General features: G+C 51.7%; 20 protein-coding genes and 1 pseudogene. 11 read left to right on the forward strand and 10 right to left on the reverse strand.

Features of this window, described 5'->3' with window-relative positions:
* The first annotated feature begins 112 nt into the window (after window positions 1-112).
* Window positions 113-1504: a cytosine permease gene (locus LIX15_RS32330; protein ID WP_227778977.1), complete on the forward strand. Its 1392-nt coding sequence runs from the start codon at window positions 113-115 to the stop codon at window positions 1502-1504.
* A 59-nt stretch (window positions 1505-1563) separates the two neighbouring features.
* Here the strand turns inward: LIX15_RS32330 and LIX15_RS32335 are convergent.
* Window positions 1564-1901 (reverse strand): annotated as a pseudogene (locus LIX15_RS32335) (aminotransferase class III-fold pyridoxal phosphate-dependent enzyme); the annotation flags it as partial.
* Window positions 1902-2058: 157 nt separating this feature from the next.
* Between LIX15_RS32335 and LIX15_RS32340 the strand changes: the two are divergent.
* Window positions 2059-2820, forward strand: a complete 762-nt coding sequence (locus tag LIX15_RS32340) for a LamB/YcsF family protein (RefSeq protein WP_227778978.1) — start codon at window positions 2059-2061, stop codon at window positions 2818-2820.
* Between the two features lie 73 nt (window positions 2821-2893).
* Here LIX15_RS32340 and LIX15_RS32345 read toward each other — a convergent pair whose 3' ends face one another.
* Window positions 2894-4252, reverse strand: a complete 1359-nt coding sequence (locus LIX15_RS32345) for an acetyl-CoA carboxylase biotin carboxylase subunit (protein ID WP_227779305.1) — start codon at window positions 4250-4252, stop codon at window positions 2894-2896.
* A 145-nt stretch (window positions 4253-4397) separates the two neighbouring features.
* Here LIX15_RS32345 and LIX15_RS32350 point away from each other — a divergent pair, with 145 nt between their 5' ends.
* The 4 genes from LIX15_RS32350 to LIX15_RS34165 all read left to right on the forward strand — a co-directional run bounded on the left by LIX15_RS32350 (window position 4398) and on the right by LIX15_RS34165 (window position 7311).
* On the forward strand, window positions 4398-5297 hold the full coding sequence (locus LIX15_RS32350; protein ID WP_227778979.1) for a 5-oxoprolinase subunit B family protein: 900 nt from the start codon (window positions 4398-4400) through the stop codon (window positions 5295-5297).
* 2 nt (window positions 5298-5299) lie between these two features.
* Complete coding sequence (locus tag LIX15_RS32355) at window positions 5300-6262, forward strand: 5-oxoprolinase subunit C family protein (RefSeq protein ID WP_227778980.1); 963 nt, start codon at window positions 5300-5302, stop codon at window positions 6260-6262.
* A 100-nt stretch (window positions 6263-6362) separates the two neighbouring features.
* On the forward strand, window positions 6363-6614 hold the full coding sequence (locus LIX15_RS32360; protein WP_227778981.1) for an acetyl-CoA carboxylase: 252 nt from the start codon (window positions 6363-6365) through the stop codon (window positions 6612-6614).
* A gap of 424 nt (window positions 6615-7038) precedes the next feature.
* The gene (locus LIX15_RS34165) at window positions 7039-7311 is read left to right on the forward strand and encodes a DUF8008 family protein (RefSeq protein WP_486327141.1); all 273 of its coding nucleotides are present in this window, start codon (window positions 7039-7041) and stop codon (window positions 7309-7311) included.
* 212 nt (window positions 7312-7523) lie between these two features.
* Here the strand turns inward: LIX15_RS34165 and ddfA are convergent, their stop codons facing one another.
* Window positions 7524-7808: a DdfA family disk-determining factor gene (gene ddfA / locus LIX15_RS32370; protein WP_227778983.1), complete on the reverse strand. Its 285-nt coding sequence runs from the start codon at window positions 7806-7808 to the stop codon at window positions 7524-7526.
* Between the two features lie 306 nt (window positions 7809-8114).
* Between ddfA and LIX15_RS32375 the strand changes: the two genes are divergently transcribed.
* Window positions 8115-8894 (forward strand): DUF7344 domain-containing protein, encoded by a 780-nt coding sequence (locus LIX15_RS32375; RefSeq protein ID WP_227778984.1) that lies wholly within the window; start codon window positions 8115-8117, stop codon window positions 8892-8894.
* Between the two features lie 397 nt (window positions 8895-9291).
* Window positions 9292-9435 carry an ethanolamine ammonia-lyase reactivating factor EutA gene (locus LIX15_RS32380; protein WP_227779306.1) on the forward strand — a complete coding sequence of 48 codons (144 nt, stop codon included), beginning with the start codon at window positions 9292-9294 and terminating at the stop codon, window positions 9433-9435.
* Window positions 9436-9558: 123 nt separating this feature from the next.
* Here LIX15_RS32380 and radA read toward each other — a convergent pair whose 3' ends face one another.
* A complete protein-coding gene (gene radA / locus LIX15_RS32385) occupies window positions 9559-10587 on the reverse strand; it encodes a DNA repair and recombination protein RadA (protein ID WP_227778985.1) in 1029 nt (342 codons plus the stop codon).
* An 839-nt stretch (window positions 10588-11426) separates the two neighbouring features.
* Between radA and glpR the strand changes: the two genes are divergently transcribed.
* Window positions 11427-12194 carry an HTH-type transcriptional regulator GlpR gene (gene glpR, locus LIX15_RS32390; RefSeq protein ID WP_227779307.1) on the forward strand — a complete coding sequence of 256 codons (768 nt, stop codon included), beginning with the start codon at window positions 11427-11429 and terminating at the stop codon, window positions 12192-12194.
* A 114-nt stretch (window positions 12195-12308) separates the two neighbouring features.
* Here the strand turns inward: glpR and LIX15_RS32395 are convergent, their stop codons facing one another.
* The 6 genes from LIX15_RS32395 to pfkB all read right to left on the reverse strand — a co-directional run bounded on the left by LIX15_RS32395 (window position 12309) and on the right by pfkB (window position 17454).
* Window positions 12309-12755 (reverse strand): PTS fructose transporter subunit IIB, encoded by a 447-nt coding sequence (locus LIX15_RS32395; RefSeq protein ID WP_227778986.1) that lies wholly within the window; start codon window positions 12753-12755, stop codon window positions 12309-12311.
* A complete protein-coding gene (ptsP, locus tag LIX15_RS32400) occupies window positions 12752-14455 on the reverse strand; it encodes a phosphoenolpyruvate--protein phosphotransferase (protein WP_227778987.1) in 1704 nt (567 codons plus the stop codon). Before ptsP ends, LIX15_RS32395 begins: the two co-directional genes overlap by 4 nt.
* Window positions 14452-14733, reverse strand: coding sequence for a phosphocarrier protein HPr (ptsH1, locus tag LIX15_RS32405; RefSeq protein ID WP_227778988.1), 282 nt, complete (start codon window positions 14731-14733; stop codon window positions 14452-14454). Before ptsH1 ends, ptsP begins: the two co-directional genes overlap by 4 nt.
* Entirely contained in the window at window positions 14730-15206 is a 477-nt protein-coding gene (locus LIX15_RS32410) for a PTS sugar transporter subunit IIA (protein WP_227778989.1), read from the reverse strand. The genes ptsH1 and LIX15_RS32410 overlap by 4 nt, the downstream gene beginning before the upstream one ends.
* A gap of 30 nt (window positions 15207-15236) precedes the next feature.
* Window positions 15237-16394, reverse strand: a complete 1158-nt coding sequence (locus tag LIX15_RS32415; RefSeq protein ID WP_227778990.1) for a PTS fructose transporter subunit IIC — start codon at window positions 16392-16394, stop codon at window positions 15237-15239.
* 151 nt (window positions 16395-16545) lie between these two features.
* Window positions 16546-17454 carry a 1-phosphofructokinase gene (gene pfkB / locus LIX15_RS32420; protein WP_227778991.1) on the reverse strand — a complete coding sequence of 303 codons (909 nt, stop codon included), beginning with the start codon at window positions 17452-17454 and terminating at the stop codon, window positions 16546-16548.
* 493 nt (window positions 17455-17947) lie between these two features.
* Between pfkB and LIX15_RS32425 the strand changes: the two genes are divergently transcribed.
* Window positions 17948-18700, forward strand: a complete 753-nt coding sequence (locus LIX15_RS32425) for a helix-turn-helix domain-containing protein (RefSeq protein ID WP_227778992.1) — start codon at window positions 17948-17950, stop codon at window positions 18698-18700.
* A gap of 76 nt (window positions 18701-18776) precedes the next feature.
* Window positions 18777-21527: a heavy metal translocating P-type ATPase gene (locus LIX15_RS32430; protein ID WP_227778993.1), complete on the forward strand. Its 2751-nt coding sequence runs from the start codon at window positions 18777-18779 to the stop codon at window positions 21525-21527.
* Window positions 21528-21765 lie beyond the last annotated feature (238 nt).

Raw genomic sequence — 21765 nt, forward strand, 5'->3', positions numbered from 1 at the left:
TTATACTAATATTAACTCGTCATACTTTACAATGTCCTATTTCACGCCGAGGATTTAAATAAGTGTATGCAATGTCATGGTATATGGTATCTAAAAAGCAAGTGATTAATCCATGACCGGAGATTCCCAAGACAATATCAGTGATACAACGGAGCTAGAGGGATTGAGTCCAATTCCAGGGGAAGAACGGACGATGGGCCTCTCTCATTATATTCCTGTTTGGTGGTCATCGTTGATTATCGTCCAGGCCTTTGCTGTCGCGTTTTTCGCCGTCTATCCCCACGGAAATTTGAATCTTGTTCAAGCAGGTATCGCAATCGGAATCGGAACGGTCATTGCGACGATATTTTTCATCTTAAACGGATTTCCTGGCTACGAAGAGGGAATCCCATTTGCAGTACAGACACGGTCTGCATTTGGCATTCGAGGGGCAGTTATCCCTAACTATCTCAGAATTATCCCAGCCATCGGATGGCTTGGTATCGGTAACTGGATCGGTGCGCTCGCGATTCAAACGATCACCACGACGCTATGGGGTTTTGGAAACGTCTGGGTGTACTTCGTGCTATTCGTTCTTTTGAACGTTGGCCTCGCACTCAACGGGATCACGTCGATCAAGTGGTTTGATTCGGTCGCCGCCGGGATACTAGGGCTGTTACTGGCTTATACAGTGTATCTCGTTCTTACGACACAACAGATACCGAGCGACGTCATCAATCATCCTGGGTCGTGGGGAAGTCAGTTCTACGCGACGATTTCGGCAGCAGTCGGGTTCATTATTACTGGCGCCCTCAACGCTTCGGACCTCAGCCGCCATCTCAAGGAAAAGGGAGGTGCTCGTAACCACGTATTGGGCCACGCCTTCGGTATCGCACCACCGATGATGTTTATGTTATTGGTGGGACTGGTCTTCGGTGTCTCGACCGGAAATGCGAATCCGATTGAGGCAATAATGATCGTCGCCCCCAATCCTCTTGTTGGTAGTGCGATGTTGCTGTTCGTGTTGGGTGCACAGATATCCACGAATCTCACACTCAACATTCTCCCACCTACTCATGTATTCCAGGATTCGCTTGGAATTTCGTGGCGGCAAGGAGTCGTTCTCACGAGTGCGCTTTCGGTTGTTTCCTTCCCCTGGTATCTCTTTTCGAGCAATATATTTTACACGTTCATCAACGCATATTCCGTCTTCCTCGGTCCCGCTCTTGGAATCCTGATTGCAGATTACTGGATCATCAGAAAACGCGATACCGATATCACATCTCTCTACACGGTCGATACGAGCTCCAAGTTTTGGTTCATTCGCGGCTTCTCGATATCCGCACTCTTAAGCCTCCTATTCGGAGCAGTCGTGAGTGTTCCATTCCTCGATATCTCGTGGATGGTGGGAATGCCGATTGGATTCGTCTGTTATTGCGGTTTGAAACGATTCGAATTTGACCAGCTCCTAACCGATACCGTCGCAGGCGCTGACCGGAGTTCCACAAAGAGCAGTAACGATTAACTCGGAAGAGCTGCTCGTATGGTCATTGCAAGGTAGGAGCTTAGTGGCCCCGATGAGTTTTCGACGAGTTCGAGCCGGGTTCGATTGGAAAATCGATCGAGTGAACGAGTTTCTCTGGCCGGTTCTGGACTGCTTCGAGCGCGTATAGATTCGAGTGGCCAACGTTGAGAACACCGATACCGGCGAAGAAATCGAGGTACGTGTTCCCGTCTACGTCACGAATCGTCGCTCCTTTCGCTGAGTCGATAGCTATCGGGACGCGTTTTGGATACCCCACAGCAGCGCTGTCGATCTTCCGCTGTTTGTCGAGGCGTTCCTAAGATCGCGGACCTGGAATACGATCAACGTCGGGCGCCTCACTAAAATGAAGTTCGTCGATTGGTAAACTGCTAGCTATACTCAAACTATGAAAAAGGTAGCAAAATACGTACCAGCACTGAACCATCGTGTTTGGTATAGAGATACATAGTACTACGAGCGTTTGACGATTGGCATGCCGAGTGCCCTCCGACAGTGGCCGAAGTTATTTCTCCTTCTCTGGCCACATATTCGGTATGGTAACGATCGACATCAACTGCGACATGGGGGAGAGCTTCGGGAACTGGACGATGGGGCAAGACGAAAAAGTGATGCCGTATATTACCTCCGCCAATATTGCAGGGGGATATCATGCAGGCGACCCGCACGTGATGAACGAAATTGTTGCTCTCGCCGCGGAACACGACGTTGGAATCGGAGTACACCCCGGCCTCCCCGACAAGATGGGGTTCGGGCGTCGAACGATGGCTGCGAGTCCCGATGAAGTCCGCGACTACGTCACCTATCAGTTGGGTGCGTTGCAAGCGTTTGCCGAGCGGCACGGAACGACCGTCCAACACGTCAAACCTCACGGCGCGATGTATTCGATGCTTTCGGAGAGTGATGAGCACGCTCAGGCGGTAATGGAAGGAATTCTCGACGTGAACGAAGACCTCATCTACCTTGCAACCGACATGAACATCTACGAGGTCGCACAGGAGTACGACGAACTTCGCTCCGTATTCGAGGGGTACGTCGATCTCACATATCGTCCGAATCGAAGTCTCATCGTCGAACAGCAGATGGAACCGAAAGAATCGAATCTGATCGCAGAGCGATTTCTCGATATCGCACTCGATGGGAAAGTGACCGCTGAAGACGGGACGGAAATCGACGTTCCTGCAAAGAGTATCTGTATTCATGGCGATGGACCGAACGCCGTTGAACTCCTCGAAACCATTCACCAACAAGTGGACGAACACGATATCGAACTCGCGTCACTTGACGAAATCGTGTGAGAAGTGTCCATCCACTTGGTCATCGAACTAGTTCAGCGGATCTCTATCTCCTGCTCAAAGAATACTCGTCTTCTCACTCCGCTTCCTCGGATGACATGCTGAACTCCTCGTCGATATACTTCGTAGAATATTCGCCGTTGCGGAAGGCATCGTTATCAAGCATTGCTCTGTGGAACGGAATGGTGGACGGGACGCCTTCGATTTCAGCCTCCTGAAGCACTCGTCTCGCTCGTTGGAGGAGGTGTAGTCGATCTTCTGCGGAGACGATGAATTTGGCAATAAGGGAGTCGTAGTAGGGACTAATTTTGTCGCCTTCGTCGATTCCGTCGTCGACACGGGTTCCGATTCCACGCGGCTGCCGATATCGGCTAACAGTTCCTGGCATCGGTGCGAATTCCTTAGACGGGTTTTCTGCGTTGATGCGGAACTCCATCGCATGACCGCGGGGTTGGATATCTGCCTGATCGAACGTGAGCGGGTCCCCCGCGGCCACTCTGAGTTGCCACTGGACGAGGTCAAGTCCTGTGACCATCTCCGAGATCGGATGCTCAACCTGAATTCTCGCATTCACTTCGAGGAAATAGAAATCACCGTCCTCGTACAGAAACTCCACTGTTCCGGCGTTTACATAGCCTGCTTCAGCGGCCCCTTTGCGCGCTGCACTCCGTATGTTCTCTCGCTCCGTTTCGGTCAATGCTGGGCTCGGCGTCTCTTCGATGAGTTTCTGCTGTCGACGTTGAATACTGCAGTCGCGTTCACCAAGGTCACGGACATTACCGTGTTCGTCACACAGAATTTGAACTTCGATATGTCGTGGATTTTCAAGGTAGCGCTCGACGTACACGTTCGAGTTGTCGAAGTAAGCCTCTCCCTCTCGTTTGGCGTTCGTAAATTGTTCTTCGATTTCGTCTTCAGCGTGGACGACTTTGAGCCCTCTCCCGCCACCCCCGCCGTCGGCTTTGATTGCGATTGGATACCCGTGTTCGTGGGCGAATTGACGTATCGTTTGGACGTCTGTGACTGGTTCTGTAGTGCCAGGGACGATTGGGACATCAGCCCGTCGCATTATTTTCCGAGCCTTCGTTTTTTCACCGAACTGTTCCATAACCTCACTTGGCGGACCAATCCAGACGAAATCGCTATCTTCGACTGCTGAAGCGAACGACTTGCTCTCGGCAAGGAATCCATATCCTGGGTGGATGGCATCTACTTTTGCTTTGCGAGCAACCTCGAGGAGTGAGTCTCGGTTGAGATAACTCTCGCGGGCGACCGAGGGGCCGATGTGGTACGCCTCATCCGCGAGGCGAACGTGGCGTGCGTCTTCGTCCGCATCGCTATAGACGGCTACCGACTCGATATCGAGTTCATTGCAAGCTTGGATGACGCGGACGGCAATCTCCCCACGATTCGCGACCATTACACGATCAAACATCGTGTCTGCATATTGTTCTCGTGGCATATAATACTGAAGCAGCCCGTGCGTGTCTCTCTGACCATATTTTCCGCGAAACAGATTCCACAGAGTTGCTACCCGTCGATAACTATACGGTACCGCATGAGGTGTGTTTGTTTATAACATGGCTGGATCGCAAATCCAACGAACGGAATTACCGTCCCCACGGTACGAATACGGCGGTGACGACCACATTTTCGTCGAGTTAGACCAGGAGATGAGTTTCGACGCCAATTTCAAGGCGATGGCAATTACTCAACAGATTCGAGAAATGGATCTGTCCGGACTTATCGAAGTGTGTCCAGCGAACGCATCCTATCTGCTTCACTTCGATCCGGACCTAATCGAACCGGACACACTCATTGAAAAATTGAGGGTCCTCGACCGTGAGATACACCTCTCAGAATACGAGTGGGAGACACGTATCATCGACTTTCCCGTACTCTATGACGACCCATGGACACATGAAACACTGATGCGTTTCCGTGACAACCATCAAGATCCAAATGTGACTGACTTGGAGTATTCAGCACGTATCAACGGGTTCGAGACTCCAGAGGCATTCATCGATGCGCACGCTGGGGCACCGCATATGGTGACTATGATCGGATTCGTGCCGGGGCTCCCGTGGACGTTCCAAATGGTTCCCCGTGATGAGCAGATCGAAGTTCCGAAATACGTTCAACCAAGAACCGACACCCCAAGCCGAGCGATCGGCTATGGAGGGGCGTTCACGGCGATTTATCCAGTTCAGGGTGCTGGCGGCTATCAGTTGTTCGGTCGAACCCCTGTCGAAGTATTGGACGTCGAGCAGAAGCTTCCCGACTTCACGGAGTCGATGGTGTTCCCACAACCGGGAGATATAATGAAATTCAGAGAAATCGACCGTGATGAGTACGACCGCATTCGGACGAAGATCGGCGATGGGACATTCGAATATCGGTATGAATCAGTCAGGTTTTCACCCGAGGAGTTTTTCGAGGATCCAGAAACGTACAACGAGGAACTTGTGGAGGTGCTGTAAAAATGATCGAAGTGTTGGAACCCGGAATCTCGACTACGGTCCAGGATCTCGGCCGGTTCGGACACTATCATATCGGGATGCCCCCATCCGGAGCAATGGATCTGTTCTCTCACAAGGTCGCAAATTACCTCGTCGGTAACGATGAAGACGAAGCGACGCTGGAAATCACGTACCAGGGACCAGATCTCAAATTCGAAGTGGACACCGTCATCGCGATATCCGGTGCCGATATGGACGCAACAGTAAACGACGAACCCGTCGACACCTGGGAATCACACCAGATCGATGCTGGAGACGTTCTTTCGTTCAACTTTTCAACCGAAGGTGCCCGGAGTTACCTCGCCGTCAGGGGTGGAATCGACGTGCCGCTCATGATGGAGAGTCGATCGACGTACACGCTAATCGGAATTGGTGGCCACGAAGGAAGATCGCTCGAAAATGGTGATACACTCCCAATCGGAAGCGTAGATGGCGATTCGGTCCAGAGACGTGTGCCCGATGAACTCCAGCCAGGATACAGTGATATGGACCCAATTCGCGTCGTCATGGGCTTGTGTGACTATCGTCTCACCGACGAGAGCAAAGCGGATTTCTTGGAAGCCGAATGGACTGTGACCCCCGAGGCGGATCGTGTCGGGTATCGCGTGGAGGGAATCGATCTCGAGTTTATCGAGCGAGAACAGCCATTCGGCGCGGGAACCGACCCTTCAAACGTCGTCGATCTAGGCTATCCAGTTGGGTCGATACAAGTCCCAGAACAGCCAATCGTTCTAATGCGAGATGCCGTGACCGGTGGTGGCTATGCGACAATTGGGACCGTTATCAGCCCCGATCGAAACCGCCTTGCGCAACATCGAACTCATCAGTCGTTTTCCTTCGAAGCCGTGACCATCGACGAGGCACTTGCTGCACGAACCGAGCACACCGAACGACTCGACGCAATCCAATCCACACTCGCCAAATGATACAACTATCGAATGAAACCCGTTTACGACGCTCTACCGGACGAAGCATATACAAACACATCCGGAGTATCGATACTGATGATACAATGGAGCGAGGATCATGACTGAAAAAATCACAGTACAATCCCCTATGCCCGGCGTGTTTTATCGCCGGCCGGATCCAGACGAAGAGCTGTTCGCCACGGAGGGAGATTCCGTCGAAGAAGGAGACGTTATCGGTCTCGTTGGAGTAATGAAGAACTTCCATGACATCACGGCTGAACAGCCGGGGACGATCGCCCAGTTTTTCGTGGACAACGAAGCAGAAGTCGATGCAGGAGAGGATTTAGTCGAGATAGAGATAAGCGAGTGAGAGATACCATCATCTGATATTTCGCTGGTCAACGGTTCCGTCGCCATTCCCCGAGTACATACTGTTGGGCTACCTTCACTAATGACAGATGACGAGTCGTAAACGAAAGAGCGATGGTTATGCCGGCAGTTCCTCCTCCCCGGTTGCATGCATGGCCAACACGGGACGCTGTCGAGGCCATCACATTCTCCTTCTTCTAGTTCGGCATCGTCTTCATCCTCCTCTGAGGGGAACGCCTCGAGCGTCCCGGCATCGGTTGCGGTTTTAACGGCAGCCATGTGTTTGCAGAAGTCGTTGCGGTAAAATGATACGGACAGATACTAGCCATCAGCGCTTCGAGCCCCGCCATCGATGGAGATGACGTACTGGTGGTCTGCGGGCTTGTCGTATCTCCCGTTGATAACGTCGACCATCCGGGGGGCCGATGACGAAGTTAGTTGATCGACGGTGGAAGAGGTGCGGACGCCTTTCCCACGGGAACCTGTGGCTTGGCGTCCGTCTACTGATCGTCGTACTCACCGGTCGTAACCGTGATGATCCGTTCGAAGTATCCGAGGTTGTCGAGAAGCGAGACGAAGATAGCTTGAGCTACCAAGAGACTCGGTTCGTCCTGAAAGCGAACGTCGATCTTCCTGGCGAAGTTACCAGCAAAAGCACGGAGGATAATCCGGCCACAGACGCGGTTGCAGAAGAATAGCATGGTCGGAACCAAATCACGTCCGGTAATGATATAAATATCATATATACCCAAATACAAGCGCGGTTGTGTATACTCCAAACGGACACAGTTCGGGATTGACGCCGTACGGTTACTCGTGAGTACGGCAGTTGTATCGGCGTTTATCGGCTGGAGATCAACGGGGAGACCTAGTTCCGGCCGCCGAGTTTGTGATCGGGTGAGGTGACGTATTATCTCTTTTCAGGTTCAAGAGCAACGCTACCCTCACTCGACACTGTTACCTGGTACCCCGCATAGTGAAACGAGATCCTGCCGAATGGACGCGGTGATCCATCCGCTCGCGGCGCGAAGAGTGTATCGAGCGCATCTGGATCGATTACATCGTATAGTGGATCGAGGCTATCTAGCGACAGATCTTCTGCTTCGATGATTGCAGTAAGAACGTGATTGGTGAGTGAACGAGGCGAATCTTCACTTGATAATTTGTGGTTGTTGTCGACGGCATTCGTTTCCATTGTGTCCTCTCTCAAGAACAATAACCCTGATATGGCAGGGAAGTATTTTAATGATTGTTCTTGATGACTCAGCAGACTGGAGCGATCGACAAGTAATTAGCGGACCGCATCTGTACGATAGTACTCACAGTTGTCTATCAGAGAGGAATAATCTGTAATTGTTGACGCCATTCGGCGAGGGATAACCCATGAATATCCAAACAGTGTTTCGGACGTTAACATTCAACAAGCGATAATATATACCACGCTAAGGCTCTGTGTTTAGCCTCGGCACCTATACTTACCCAAACGAACGGAAGCAGACGAATGGAGACCCAACATCGCACACCTGAACGGAAAAAGCACAGTCCGATGTTCTCCGCGGTGGGAACCAGTCAACGGCGGTCAGTCCTCGCGACCCTGAGTGACGAGCACTCAGCGATATCTGAACAAGAACTCGCGCTCGCGCTGGCAGGAAACAATACAGAGGTTCCAAGCACAGATGGTTCTCGCGAAAAAATACAAACCATCCGTACAAACCTTCACCACACTCAGCTACCACTATTAGAAGACAGTGGCCTCATCGAATGGAATCGAGAGGATGAAACCGTAACCACGACAGATCACAGCGCATTCAAAGACCCACAGTTCCAGCAACTCCTCGAAACGGAGGGCAAAAAGGTAGACGATGCAATGGCTGGACTGGCAAATAAGCGCCGCCGGCTTATCCTCGCAATTCTTCGAGAGACCCGGGCATCAATGTCGAAGACAGGACTCGCTCGAAGGATCTATCAGCAAGAGAACGATGAAACAGAACCCACTCAAACAATGATTGAACCGCTCGTTGTAGCGCTATCTCACGTTCACCTACCGCAGTTGAGCGATACCGAAATCATCGACTACAACGACGTAACAGGACGCGTTGCATACACCAACCATCTGGGACTCGAAGAGGTAATCACTCACTTTCAGCGACCACAGACCCGAGTTGTTAGCAGATTCGATAATTTCTTGGGAGGATTGCTCTCGACCTATACAAGCATAGGAAAAAGTGCGGATGATCCGTTTGGCTGGCCACTGTCCTGGAGTGACTCCTCCCATGGCTAGATCTCCTGAGTTGTGGGCATTCATTCTGTCCAATGTGCTATTGTTCATTAGTGGGAGTATCTTACTGGTACTCAGTTCTCTCGCCTACTATCAGAATCCGAGATCAGCATCATATCGATATTCTACGATCGGTTTTGGATTCATCGTTCTAGGCGGGATCGTCGGTCCCGTATATCGACTACTGATTCGTAGTGACTATCACCTGAATGTCTCCCAACGGCTGCTTCTCCAATCCGGAGTAAGCATCTTGTTAGCAGTCGGCCTTGGATTGGTCTTCTATGCAATTACACGGCACAACTCCGGTTCGTCGTCTGCAGGCGATTACGAGCCGATTGAGAGAGATCTCTACCAGATTGATGAATAGCAATACGATGGCAAATAGGCACTCGCACAACAGATATCATATTACCTATCAGATATCGACTTAGTAATCATAGACGAACTTAGCGTCGAAAATGGAGACTGCAACGATATTGGACTTCCAGTAATGCAGGGGCGATCCGTTCCAGTCGTTATCAAATCGCTTGTCTTTGAACAATAAACGACAATAAATCTAGTTAATAATGTATCGTTACGTGGGCAAAATACCCGTTCCAACGTACGGTCAGTGTAGCCTTATCGAGACATCGTTACATCCTCGGATTGGGCGCAGATTCTAAATGAGTTATGCTGGCTTCAACCCCGCTTCTACGATACGAATCACAGTCTCGCCATCCGGGAGGTTCGGCGCATCGACAAGTCGGACGATCCGTTTGTCTCCTTTCGATTTGCGGAGGTAGATACGAACCGTGCTGTTGTGTCCAAGAATATGCCCGCCAATGGGTTGCGTTGGATCGCCGAAGAACGAGTCAGGATTAGTCACGACCTGGTTTGTTACGACGATTGCCGCATTGTGTAGATTCGCAAACCGCATCAGGTCATGGAGGTGCTTATTGAGCATCTGTTGCCGTTCAGCGAGTTTTCCGCGACCGATGTACTCGGCCCGGAAGTGCGCGGTCAGCGAGTCCACGCATACCAATCGGACGGGCCACTCGGTGTCAGCGTATTCGCTGGCGATTTCTCGCGCCTTTTCGGCGAGGAGAATCTGGTGCGCTGAATTGAAACCTTTAGCAACGTGAATTCGATCAAGGACGTGTTCGACCAACTCGTCAAGCGCCGCTTCGTCGGCGGCGTCTCCCTCAATACCGCGGTCGATCATCGTGGCTACGATGACGTCGTCTGGCAACCCCCGGACGATGTCGTCGATACGGTCAGGCCGGAACGTATCTTCGGTGTCGATGAAGATTGCACGGCTGCGGAAGCCACCTTTGTTCTCAGGAAGTTGTACGTTGACGCACAGTTGATGCGTAATCTGGGACTTTCCGGAAGCGAAAGTACCGTAGAATTCCGTGATCGATTGCGTTTCGATACCGCCACCAAGCAGGTCATCAGCCTCGTCGATCAACAAGCGAAGCTTTCCAATTTGATCTCGCTGTCGTTGCACTTCGATTCCGGTTTCGAAGTCGCCAATGTTAGCGGCCTCGCGTGCCGCCTGAATAATGGCAGTAGCGGTGCTTTCGCTGATGTCAGCGGTGTTGGTGAGCTCGCCAGGAGTCGCTACGGCGAGCGCTTGGTAGGAGGTGAAACCAGCTTCGAAGAGTTTGTCGGCCGTTGCCGAACCGACTCCCGGTAACCGGTCGAGCTCGACTGCCATACGTGATCAATGAACACGCATTCTCATAAACCTACGTTAATAGCACAGTGGAAGTGTACTACCGAGCGGAAAGGATTGACGATCCCTCTCCCGATACAGTAGCACTCACTTCCAAATTAGAACAGTAGTCAACCCTACCCTGCAGTGGCATATGAAACCCAATGGATGACTTTCAATGGGAAATTCCTACTTGGAAATCGTCGGCTCAACACATGCGATGGGTTGGAAGGTAGTAGTGGAGCAGTCGGTGCAGCGGTCGCAGCGACGATTCTAGTAGCGGACGCCATGGAGATCAACGACTATTCCGATCTAGATATCGACCAAATCAACGAGCCCGAACGACCAATTCTGCGGGAAGCAGTTACCTCTATCATATTATATGGAAACTTGGAAATGTTTTTCGTGTGAAATGAGAGAGAATAACGTGTGGCGGGATTATGCGGCCAGGTCTTTCCGGCCCAATTTCACACATTCCCAGCACGGGAAGGCGTTGAGAGCGTTACAATCACAAATTTCATATGGAAGAAACGACGGTGTCTCGTCGTATAGCGCGATATTCTCATCTCCCTGCATACTCATGTTCGAGTGATCTCGACGACGAAAACAGAGTAGATTGTGATACCACTCCAAAGCCAGTAGGTCGGCAACCTGCTCTAAATTCTACAGGCAGATCTGGCCGATCGCCTTGTGGTCAAGCCCCGAGTCGGTTCACGAACCATCGTTTGAACCACAGACTCCCGTCATTGCCACTCGGGATTTTTGAACAGAAAAAGTCACAGACACACACAAACAAATATAGTGAGAAAGAAACCAGTCATAGATACGAGAGCGAAACGAGGATGCTACCAGAACAACGGAAACGAAAAATCGTAGAATACATTTCGGAACACGACGGTTGCTCTGTGGAAAGACTCGCACAAGAAATGGAGTGTTCAGAGGCAACGATCCGACGGGATTTGACTGATCTCGAAGAACGAGAATTGATCAAACGCTCTCATGGAGGAGCCCTCCCGGTCGCGAGTATCGGAGGCGAAAAGAACGTTCGTGAGAAGAAAATACGGAATCTCAAAAACAAGACTGCAATCGCAGAACGCGCTGTCGAAGAAATCCATGAAGGCAATGTGGTCTTCTTTGATTCCGGAACAACGACAATGGAAGTCGCAAAAAAGGCACCGGTAGACAATTCGTTTGTCAGCGTTACGAACTCCCCATTGATTGCGCTCGAACTCCAAGATCAAGACGGAGAAGTACAACTGACTGGCGGATCACTTCGACAACGAACCCTCTCTCTTATCGGCGCAACAGCCGAGCAGTTCATGAAATCATCAAATTTCGACATCGCATTTATCGGAACGAATGGAGTCGATAAAGACGGCGTTCTCACGACTCCAAATGCCGAAGAAGCACGAATAAAAGAATTGATGATAAAAAACTCACAGCGAGTCGTGTTGGTGTCCACCATCGAGAAGCTAGAACAGAAAAGTTTCAAGAGATTTGGGACGCTTGCTGATGTCAACGTCTTCGTCACCGACAAAGAATTATCTGAGGAACATCGCCAATGGTTTGAAAACGCTGCTGTTCGTGTCGTTGATGGAGTAGCGGACTGAATCCGTCGTAAACCAACGCATCCGTACGTAATTGGTATTCGGTTTCTACAATTCGTACCAAAGTCACCTCGGACGGAGAAGCCCAGTGTAGTGGACGATGTTTCTCTACCAATATCAGCTAAAAAGTCGCTTCAATCGAGCAAATAACCCCTTAGATGGATCGCCACCGAGCTGTTTTTGCTTTGAGTCGGAAGTACGATCCGTCTTTGATTCTTCGGTGTCATCTGCTTGCGACATAGTCTCGTCAGTGGCACCCGGCTCGGCGAGTTCAACCGCCTCACGGATTACGTTCTCGGCGTCATTGACTGCATCTTTGACCGTTCCTTTGAAAACCGGTTTCTCTTTAAACCGATCACGACTCACGGCCGTATCAGCGGTGATAATGACGACCTCGGCTGCGTCGATTTCTTCGGCGGTAAGTTCGTCTTGCGCCCCCATTGCCCCCTGGACTTCAACGGAGATCTCGTGGCCCATCTCCTCGGCAGTTGTTTGCAGATTCTCCGCAGCCATCTGGCTGTGGGCGATTCCGGTCGGACAGGATGTGATTGCAACTAATTTCATTGATTATCGATGGTGTTTGTGACGTCACTGCTTGTTTCTACGGTTAGCGTGCGTGCTGCAACGTCTCGAGCGCGCGATTGGTCAATTTCGATAACATTCGCCTTTACGTCGGGAATCGTTACAGCACTCATACTCAGTTCGTCAATTCCCAACCCAACGAGGACATTCGTGAGATCGGGGTTACCGGCCATTTCCCCACACATACCGATCCAAATGTCATTATCGTGTGCGACTTGAATGCTCTGATGGATTGCCCGAAGAACTGGTGGATGCAGCGGATCATGTAGATCCGCTACTTGTTCGTTCTCCCGGGCGGCAGCCATTACGTATTGTGCGAGATCGTTCGTACCAAGGCTCAAGAAGTCAACCCGTTTGGCAAACTCGGTGACCATGAATACCGCACCAGGGGTTTCGACCATCACACCAAGCTCGGGGATGGTATAATTGCTTCCCTCCATCTGTAGCGACTCAGCAACAGTGTCGATGCAATCGAGTGCAGCATCGAGTTCATCCACGGTGGTGACGAGGGGGAACATAACGCTTAGCGTCCCACCTGAAGCGTCCGCTGCTGCTCGGAGGAGTGCTCGTAGCTGCGTTTTAAAGAGACCCTTGTCGGTACCAAGCGATCGGCGAATTCCGCGCTCCCCAAGGAACGGGTTTTCCTCTGCCGGCAAATCGAGGTATGGGACCTGTTTGTCACCTCCGATATCGAGTGTTCGAACTACAACTCGGCCATTCGGGAATGCTTCTAGCGCCTCGATATACGCCTCATACTGCTCCTGTTCGCTCGGTGGTGTCTCTCGGTCAAGAAACAAAAACTCCGTGCGATAGAGGCCAACTCCGTCGGCGCCTTGTTCGACGGCGGCCGCCAGCTCCGTTGGCCGACCAACGTTTGCAGCAACCTCGATTTCCGTGCCATCGGTCGTCTCGACACGGTTATGTGTTACCTCAGCATCTGCTCCGATATCAATTGTATCGAGCTTTTCGTCATTGGGATGAACAACAACTTCGTCCAGTTCACCATCTACCAGAACAGGTACACCGTCTTTGACAGTCTCTAGTTTTGAGCCAACACCGACGACTGCGGGGAGGGCAAGCGATCGAGCAAAAATCGCAGCATGCGACGTCCGTCCACCGGTGATGGTAGCGAACCCAGCTATCCGACTCGGATCCAACTGAGCTGTTTCACTCGGCGTCAGCCGGTTCGCCAGAATGACTGACCCTGCCGGCAGTTCCGCTAAATCGACCCGTTCGCTCCCCGCAAGCAATCGAATCAGTCGATCCCGGACATCCCGAAGATCGTCCGCTCGCTCGGCCATCTGGCCTTCCATGCCTTCAAACTGGGTGATCGGAGCTTCGAATGCCTCTTGTACGGCATATTCGGCCGGGGCTCCTTCGAAAATGTCTGCACAAACACTGCTTTCGATTTGCGGATCATCAAGGAATTGAATATGAGCATCGAAGACGGCAGCTTCCTCTTCACCGACCTGCTCGACCGTTCGGTCACGTTCCGCTTCAAGTTCGTTACGCGCCTGGCGACGTGCGGTTGTAAACCGGTCGCGTTCAGCTGATCGCTCGGTGGATGGTATCGTTTCGTTCTCGATACCATCAGTAAGAGCGGTATCTGGTCGATACCAAACTACAGTCCCGGTTTCTTTTCGAGGTGTGACACCAGTCCCCGAGAGCACCCGTTCGCTCATGTGTCGGCCAGCTCGCCCTCCGGTGTGGTCAGCACCTGCTCTAACGCATCGAGTGCATTGTCGGCATCCTCTCCCTCAGCTACGAGACGAACTTTCTCACCACACTTCGCCCCGAGACTTGTGATTGCGATCATACTCTCGGCGGGAACGAGATCATCGGAATCGGCATGACCGATCTTAACCGTGGCGTCGAATTCGTTAACCGTCTGAACGAACCTCGAGGCGGGTCGTGCATGTAATCCTGCTTCCGGAACGATTTCGATGATTCGCTCACTCATGCAACCGCCTCCCGTAGTGCAGCCTGAACATCATCAGGTGTTTCCGCAGCGTACAAGCTGTCGCGGACTTCCTCGTGCATGAGTGCACGTGAAAGCGAACTGAGGATCGTGAGATGGTCTTCCGCACCTGTTTCGGGAACGAGAATCATAAACAGTAATTTGGCGGGTTCGTCGTCCATTGCTCCGAAGTCAACGCCGTCGGTAGAGCGGGTAAATGCAACCGACGGTTGGGTAACAGCGTCTGTCTTCGCGTGCGGGATTCCAATGCCCATCCCAACTCCAGTAGTTGTTTCTTTCTCGCGTTCGAACAATGCTTGGAGCGCCTTATCGCGATCCGTTACCCGGTCAGAGCTCGTAATAAGCTCTAATAGGTGCTCGATGCAGGCGTCTTTCTCGTTTGGTGGTTCGTCGAGCGAGATGTGCGGTTCTGAGATTAGGTCGTCGATGTCGTCTCGTTTGATATTTGAATTCATGTTATCAATTATGGCGATCTGTTTTACCGGTTAGTCGTGTGTTTGTGATTTAGTTGCTGTATCGACCGAAGCGACCGTTTCTTCGAAGTCGCTCTTGAGGAGCGTGGCAATAGTAGCGGTGATAATCGTACCAATCGCGACACAGGCAAGGAACAAGCCAGGACGGTTTGATAGTAAAAAGACGAAGATGCCACCGTGCGGTGCAGGCATCGTGATACCAAGTGCCATCGAAGCGGCCCCGCCGACAGCACTTCCAGCAATGATACTGGGAATAACTCGAAGCGGATCAGTAGCACCGTACGGAATTGCCCCTTCAGTGATGAAGGCTAATCCGAGTGGAATGGCGCTCTTTGCGTTCTCGTACATTTCAACGGTGTATTTTTGAGGAGAGATGAAGTTCGATAATGCCATTCCCAACGGTGGAATCATCCCGGCGATCATCACGGCAGCCATCGGCTGGTAGATCTGTTCGGTGAGTAGTCCAACTGCAAAGACGTAGGCGACTTTGTTGATTGGACCACCCATATCAACCGCCATCATCGCCCCTAAGATGGCACCGACGAGCAGCGCCTCGCTTCCTTGCATTCCTCGGAGAAATGATGTGAGGCTTGCGTTTGCGATCGCAACGGGAACCCCGAGCACAAAAATGACGATAGGCGACAAAATCGCCATTGTTGCCACCGGGATAATAAGAACAGGCATCATTGGCTGGATCATATCCGGAACGTTTCGGCGTTTGATCCACCGAGCGACATACCCAGCAGCAAGACCGGCAACGAGTGCACCAAGATAGCCGGCGCCAGCCGAACCGCCCTGAAGACCGATAACATCACCGGCAGCCTTCAGGATGGTCCCCTGCTGGATGATATACGATAGTAAAAATCCGGGCGCTAACCCTGGGCGGTCAGCGATCGCGTACGCGATATACGCCCCTAATATAGGCACCATAAACGTTAGTCCCGCAGTGCCGATCTGTGCGAGGAACCAATCAGGCCGACCGGTAGCATCAAAGATTGTTTTGGTTGCTTCTGTCCCGCCAAGGAAGGTAGAGAGCGCATATCCTAGGGCAAGGAAGATCCCGCCGATTGTTACGAAGGGAATCATAAACGATACCCCGGTCATGAGATGTTCCTTCACTGAGATGAGATGTGACCGTAGTTTCCCCTCAATCACGTCGCTTTTTGTCATAGTCGTGTTCCATCACCATCGTTCATAATACTATTCAATAATGGCTTCGAAATTGATTATTTCTTCTCATAGTGTTCGTATTATTCATAAGTTTGATCACGCTCATCGGAAAGACCGGGACGATCAGCGTCACTAGTTCTCATCGTTTTCTCTAATATGCTGTTATCGGCATTTCTTCGGCGGTTGTTGTGAGGTCGTCTAGTGGTGGAACGCTTGTTCCAGAAACACTAATCACACGTGATGCAACAGCAACACCAGTACGGAGTGCGGCCTCGCTCGATCCACCCTGCTGTCGTTCGGTGAGTACGCCCGAAAGAAGCGCGTCTCCTGCACCGACTGTGTCGATGACATCGACATCGAGTGCTGGTATGTGGAGGACGGCATCAGGGGTCGCCATAATTGCTCCATTTTTGCCGAGTGATGCAACGACATGCTTGAATCCGTGCTTTCTGAGTTTTCGGGCTGCCGAGATTGCATCATCGAGGGAATCGACAGTTCCTCCAGTTGCAGCCCCTAATTCGACGCGGTTGGGCTTACAAAGAGCATATTCCGCCTGGAGATCTCGAAGGACGTCACCTGCAACATCAACGACTGTCTCCCACGTTCCCGCCTCTGCGATTTGATCGATTGTTCTTGGATTGATACCCGAGGGAAGGCTACCTGCGATGACAACTATCTCCGGATCATGGCGTTTTATAGTTTCAATGAGACGGTTTGTACTGCTATCGGCGATGGTCGGACCGTTCTGGTTGATTTTGTATTCAGACTGAGGAGCTAGAATCGTGGTGTTCAACCGAGTATGTCCCGATATTTCGATGAAGTCGTTCGTGATCTCACGCATTGTTAATTCCTCTCGTAAAAATTGTCCCAAAAAGCCACCAACAAAGCCAGTGGCGACTGTTTCGACATCAAGTTCGACGAGGAACTCCGAAACGTTGATTCCTTTTCCGCCAGGGTCAAGTCGCGTAGTATCTGTTCTCGCAACCGTGTCCGAGACGAGGTCACTTTCGAGTTGAAGAGTATGGTCAACAGCGGGGTTGGGGGTAACCGTCAGTATCATCGTGTTAAAATTTTATTTATGTATATTTTCTTGTAGTTTGAATACCTGCATTCAATGCTAATTCTTGCCGTGGTCTCGATTGCAACCTTTGTAGAGGCCGTTTCCTCCGAGTAGGTATTTTACAGCTACGTATATATTGTGACAAGTTGTATTCGTACCAGTGATGATGTTGTAGGATCATTTTGTGCTATCACTCGTGGCTTACCAGTGTTCGTCGATACTACCTGATCGATTCTTTGCAAAATAGTGCCTAAACAATACCGAATATATTTATTTTTGAAGATATTGTATGAAATTAATCCTGCAATGAAATAATTCTCGAATAACTTACAATATTAGATAGTCTGTTACCGACCTAATTAATTCCCATGCTTTAAATGACTCTCCGAGACAGTAAGAAGCCACCGCGGAGATCACAACCAGAAAGAGTTTAGTCTAATGAAGGTACAAAACGATGTACACATTCATCACCGTCTAGCGCCTACTCAACCTCATGCGTGAATTCGTCTTCGCTCTCGAGTACGAGTCGGGGAGCAATCCGGTCGCGGATATCCTCGCCGAGTTTCCGGAGACTCAACTCCGATCCCTCTCGTGCCACGTTACTACCGACACGCTGTGGCGAGTCGATCACATTAGCGGCGCTAAAGAAGCCCTCAACGCCGTTGCCAATACGGTTTCCACGGCAGACTATTTTGCTGACTGTCTCATCCGGCGTGACTGCCAGGGCAAGTGGGAAACCCGTGTCCTCGATCGAACAGTTGATACACTCATTCTCTACTCGTACTGGAATCGCACCGTCGCGTGTACATCGATTCCACATCTCGCACTCGAACACTTCGGTGACGGCCTCATCTTCGAGACGACATGGCGCGGTCGCCGATATCAATGGCGCTTGATTCTTCCTGGTGATGCAAAACTTACTCCTTTCTACGACACACTCGAAGCCGAAATCGCCGAGACCGCTGGTGTCGATATTATCCGCGTAAAGGATACAACGACGTCAGATTTCGACATAGGAGACAACGAGAGGGAACAATACCTCTCGTCAGAACAAGAAAGTGCGTTACGAGCCGCCGTCGAGCATGGTTACTATGAAACTCCACGAGCGATCGAAACGTACGAACTGGCTGAACTGCTCGGGATTCCTGGTTCCACTCTCTCGTATCGTCTCCGGCGAGCAGAAGCGCACCTTGCAGGGTCGTACGTGAAGAATATGCCGTTTGCCCAACTTCCCGAATCGGATTAATAACGGTAGCTTTCGCTCTTCCATTTGGTGTGTACCAAACAAACCTGTAAGCCAGAACCAGAACTACTAGGGAGCGATGAGTAGAAAGTCGGATCGACGGACCCCATCTGAGACTAACGAGGTGGAGACTGCTGTAGTAGCAGTTCCTGAGATGGATTGTCTGTCTTGTGCAACAAAAATCACCAAAAGTGTCGAGTCACTCGCAGGTACCGAGGCGATCGATCCACAGGTGATGACGGGAACGGTGACGGTAACGTATCACCCCGAGCAGACCGACCAGACCGCCATTATCGACCGAATCGAGGCAGCAGGATATTCCGTCCAATCGATCCCGAAACCTGAATCGGCGACGTTTAGCGTCCCAGAGATGGATTGCCCCTCCTGTGCAAGTAAGATTACCACCAGCGTCGAGCAGCTTCCCGGCATCGAGGCAATCGCCCCAGAAGTGACGACGGGAACAATCCATGTAGAGTACGAGTCTTCACAGACTGATACCGAGAAAATCAGTGAGCGAATCGAAGCAGCGGGCTACGCAATTGAGACAGAGCATCCAGAACGGACAGACACGTTCGATGTGCCGGACATGGATTGTCCCTCTTGTGCCGGCAAAATCGAGAATGCACTCGACACGTGTGAGGGGATTTTCTCGTGTGACACCCAACCAACGACTGGGACGGTTATCGTAACGTACGATCCAGACACCGCCACTCAGAGCGACTTTATCACTGCGATCGAGGGGGCAGGTTATGCAGTCGAAGGCAGCCGAACCGAGGGATCAAAGAGTCAAGAGACACGCCCACGCGAAAACCCCAGCGCTGTCTGGCGCAGCACACGTGCACTCAAAGTCTACGCAGGTGCGACGTTTCTCGCACTCGGACTCGCCGTCGAATATCTCGTTCCCTCGCTGAATATCGTGCTTGCGAATGGATTCGGCCAAACGATCACACTCACGGAGGTGTTCTACATCGTTGGCATCATTGCAGGCGGCGAGAGTATCATTCGAAACGGGTATTACTCCGCCCGGAACCTGAGTCTTGATATTGACTTGCTGATGAGCCTTGGCATTCTTGGGGCGGTCACTGCGAGTCTCATCTTCGGTGAAGCCCTCTACTTCGAGGGCGGCACACTCGCGGTGCTGTTCAGCTTCGCCCAACTGATGGAGCGGTACTCGATGGGGCGAGCGCGAAGCTCACTGGACGAGCTCATGGAGTTGGCCCCCGAGACGGCAACTGTTCGTCGCAATGGCGACGAACAAACACTCCATATCGATGCTGTCCGAGTCGGCGACGTGGTTATCGTCCGTCCTGGGGACAAGATTCCGATGGATGGAGAGGTCATCGACGGTGAGAGTGCGGTCAATCAGGCTCCGATCACAGGCGAAAGCGTGCCCGTCGATAAGACCGAAGGACAAGAAGTCTACGCCGGGACGATCAACGAGGAGGGTTATCTCGAAGTTCGTGTCACCTCGACAGCCGCCGAGAATACGATCGCACGGATCATCGAGATGGTCGAGGACGCCCAGCGCGAAAAAACGGACCACGAGCAGTTCGTCGACCGCTTTGCCAGCTACTACACACCGGTCGTCGTGTGTTTCGCAGTGGCACTCGTATTCGTTCAACCGCTCGTGTTCGATGCCACGTGGCGAACTGGCTTTGTTCACGGCCTCACGCTACTCGTCCTCGCATGTCCGTGTGCAATGGTCATCAGTACGCCTGTAAGCGTCGTCTCAGGGATCACGAGTGCGGCGAAAAACGGCGTCCTCATCAAGAGTGGGCCAGACTTGGAAGCGATGGGGGGCGTCGACGTGATCGCGTTCGACAAAACGGGGACGCTCACGAAAGGCGAATTGACTGTGACGGACATCATCCCGCTCGAAGGACCATCCCGCAAAGAGGTGTTACGTACCGCACAGAGTCTCGAAGCACGGAGTAAACACCCAATTGCATCTGCGATTAGCGATGCAGCTGCCACTGCGGGTATCTCCAAACGCTCAATCACGAACTTCGAGAGTCTCACCGGCAAAGGTGTGACCGGAACCATTGACGATGAACAGTACTACGTTGGCAAGCCCGAGTTGTTCGAAGATCTCGGGTTCAATCTCGATCACGTTCATATCGCAACGGACGGTGGGGTTGCGATGACGACAATGGAGTGTGACCACGGGCAGTATCTCGATTTGATGGCTGAGACGGTTCCAAAACTCCAAAACGACGGAAAAACGGTCGTCTTCATCGGAACGGAAGACCGATTGCTCGGTCTCCTTGCTGTTGCTGATGAGGTTCGACCGGGTGCACGCCAAACAGTCGAACAACTACACGAACAAGGCATCGAACATGTCGTCATGCTGACCGGCGATAACGAAAGAACAGCCCGAGCAATTGCCGAGCAGGTCGGTGTTGATGAGTACCGAGCCGAACTCCTGCCAGACGAGAAGGTGCAGGTTGTCGAAGAGCTCATCGAACAGTCAGCTGGCGTTGCGATGGTCGGAGATGGGGTCAATGATGCACCGGCACTCGCAACGGCGACAGTCGGGATTGCAATGGGTGCAGCGGGGACTGACACCGCTCTTGAGACAGCGGACGTTGCTTTGTTGAGTGACGATCTCACTACGTTGCCGTATCTCACGGGGTTATCCCGAACGGCAACGTCAGTGATTCGCCAGAACATCTGGGCAAGCCTCGGTATCAAAACGTTGCTGGCGATTGGAGTACCGTTTGGACTCGTGAACGTTATCATGGCTGTGGTTGTTGGCGACATGGGGATGAGCATCGGTGTGACGGCGAATGCAATGCGACTCTCACGGCTCAAACCCAGCCGGTTCTTCTGAGGGTATCAGGTCGGGCCGTAAATCCCACCAGAACGACGCCAAACTCGATTTAGTGTATATCCTCATTCCTCCTCAATATCTGGTTCACGCCACCCAAGCGGTGATAACACACTCGCTGCCACACGAACCGATAACTCCCGATAAAATCTAGTATCATACTCAGTTAGCTCCTCGCTTCCCAGCGCCACTCGCGAGAGCGAGCGCTTTGCATCAGCAACCCTATATACAATTACGCTCT

It is taken from the genome of Haladaptatus pallidirubidus (assembly GCF_020700235.1).
GTDB classification, from domain to species: Archaea; Halobacteriota; Halobacteria; order Halobacteriales; family Haladaptataceae; genus Haladaptatus; species Haladaptatus pallidirubidus.

Bases quoted from the DNA above. Each gene is read 5' to 3' on its own strand.
- LIX15_RS32330 (WP_227778977.1), top strand. From the start codon at position 113: ATGACCGGAGATTCCCAAGACAATATCAGTGATACAACGGAGCTAGAG.
- LIX15_RS32340 (WP_227778978.1), top strand. From the start codon at position 2,059: ATGGTAACGATCGACATCAACTGCGACATGGGGGAGAGCTTCGGGAAC.
- LIX15_RS32345 (WP_227779305.1), bottom strand. From the start codon at position 4,252: ATGTTTGATCGTGTAATGGTCGCGAATCGTGGGGAGATTGCCGTCCGC.
- LIX15_RS32350 (WP_227778979.1), top strand. From the start codon at position 4,398: ATGGCTGGATCGCAAATCCAACGAACGGAATTACCGTCCCCACGGTAC.
- LIX15_RS32355 (WP_227778980.1), top strand. From the start codon at position 5,300: ATGATCGAAGTGTTGGAACCCGGAATCTCGACTACGGTCCAGGATCTC.
- LIX15_RS32360 (WP_227778981.1), top strand. From the start codon at position 6,363: ATGACTGAAAAAATCACAGTACAATCCCCTATGCCCGGCGTGTTTTAT.
- LIX15_RS34165 (WP_486327141.1), top strand. From the start codon at position 7,039: ATGACGAAGTTAGTTGATCGACGGTGGAAGAGGTGCGGACGCCTTTCC.
- ddfA (WP_227778983.1), bottom strand. From the start codon at position 7,808: ATGGAAACGAATGCCGTCGACAACAACCACAAATTATCAAGTGAAGAT.
- LIX15_RS32375 (WP_227778984.1), top strand. From the start codon at position 8,115: ATGGAGACCCAACATCGCACACCTGAACGGAAAAAGCACAGTCCGATG.
- radA (WP_227778985.1), bottom strand. From the start codon at position 10,587: ATGGCAGTCGAGCTCGACCGGTTACCGGGAGTCGGTTCGGCAACGGCC.
- glpR (WP_227779307.1), top strand. From the start codon at position 11,427: ATGCTACCAGAACAACGGAAACGAAAAATCGTAGAATACATTTCGGAA.
- LIX15_RS32395 (WP_227778986.1), bottom strand. From the start codon at position 12,755: ATGAAATTAGTTGCAATCACATCCTGTCCGACCGGAATCGCCCACAGC.
- ptsP (WP_227778987.1), bottom strand. From the start codon at position 14,455: ATGAGCGAACGGGTGCTCTCGGGGACTGGTGTCACACCTCGAAAAGAA.
- ptsH1 (WP_227778988.1), bottom strand. From the start codon at position 14,733: ATGAGTGAGCGAATCATCGAAATCGTTCCGGAAGCAGGATTACATGCA.
- LIX15_RS32410 (WP_227778989.1), bottom strand. From the start codon at position 15,206: ATGAATTCAAATATCAAACGAGACGACATCGACGACCTAATCTCAGAA.
- LIX15_RS32415 (WP_227778990.1), bottom strand. From the start codon at position 16,394: ATGACAAAAAGCGACGTGATTGAGGGGAAACTACGGTCACATCTCATC.
- pfkB (WP_227778991.1), bottom strand. From the start codon at position 17,454: ATGATACTGACGGTTACCCCCAACCCCGCTGTTGACCATACTCTTCAA.
- LIX15_RS32425 (WP_227778992.1), top strand. From the start codon at position 17,948: ATGCGTGAATTCGTCTTCGCTCTCGAGTACGAGTCGGGGAGCAATCCG.
- LIX15_RS32430 (WP_227778993.1), top strand. From the start codon at position 18,777: ATGAGTAGAAAGTCGGATCGACGGACCCCATCTGAGACTAACGAGGTG.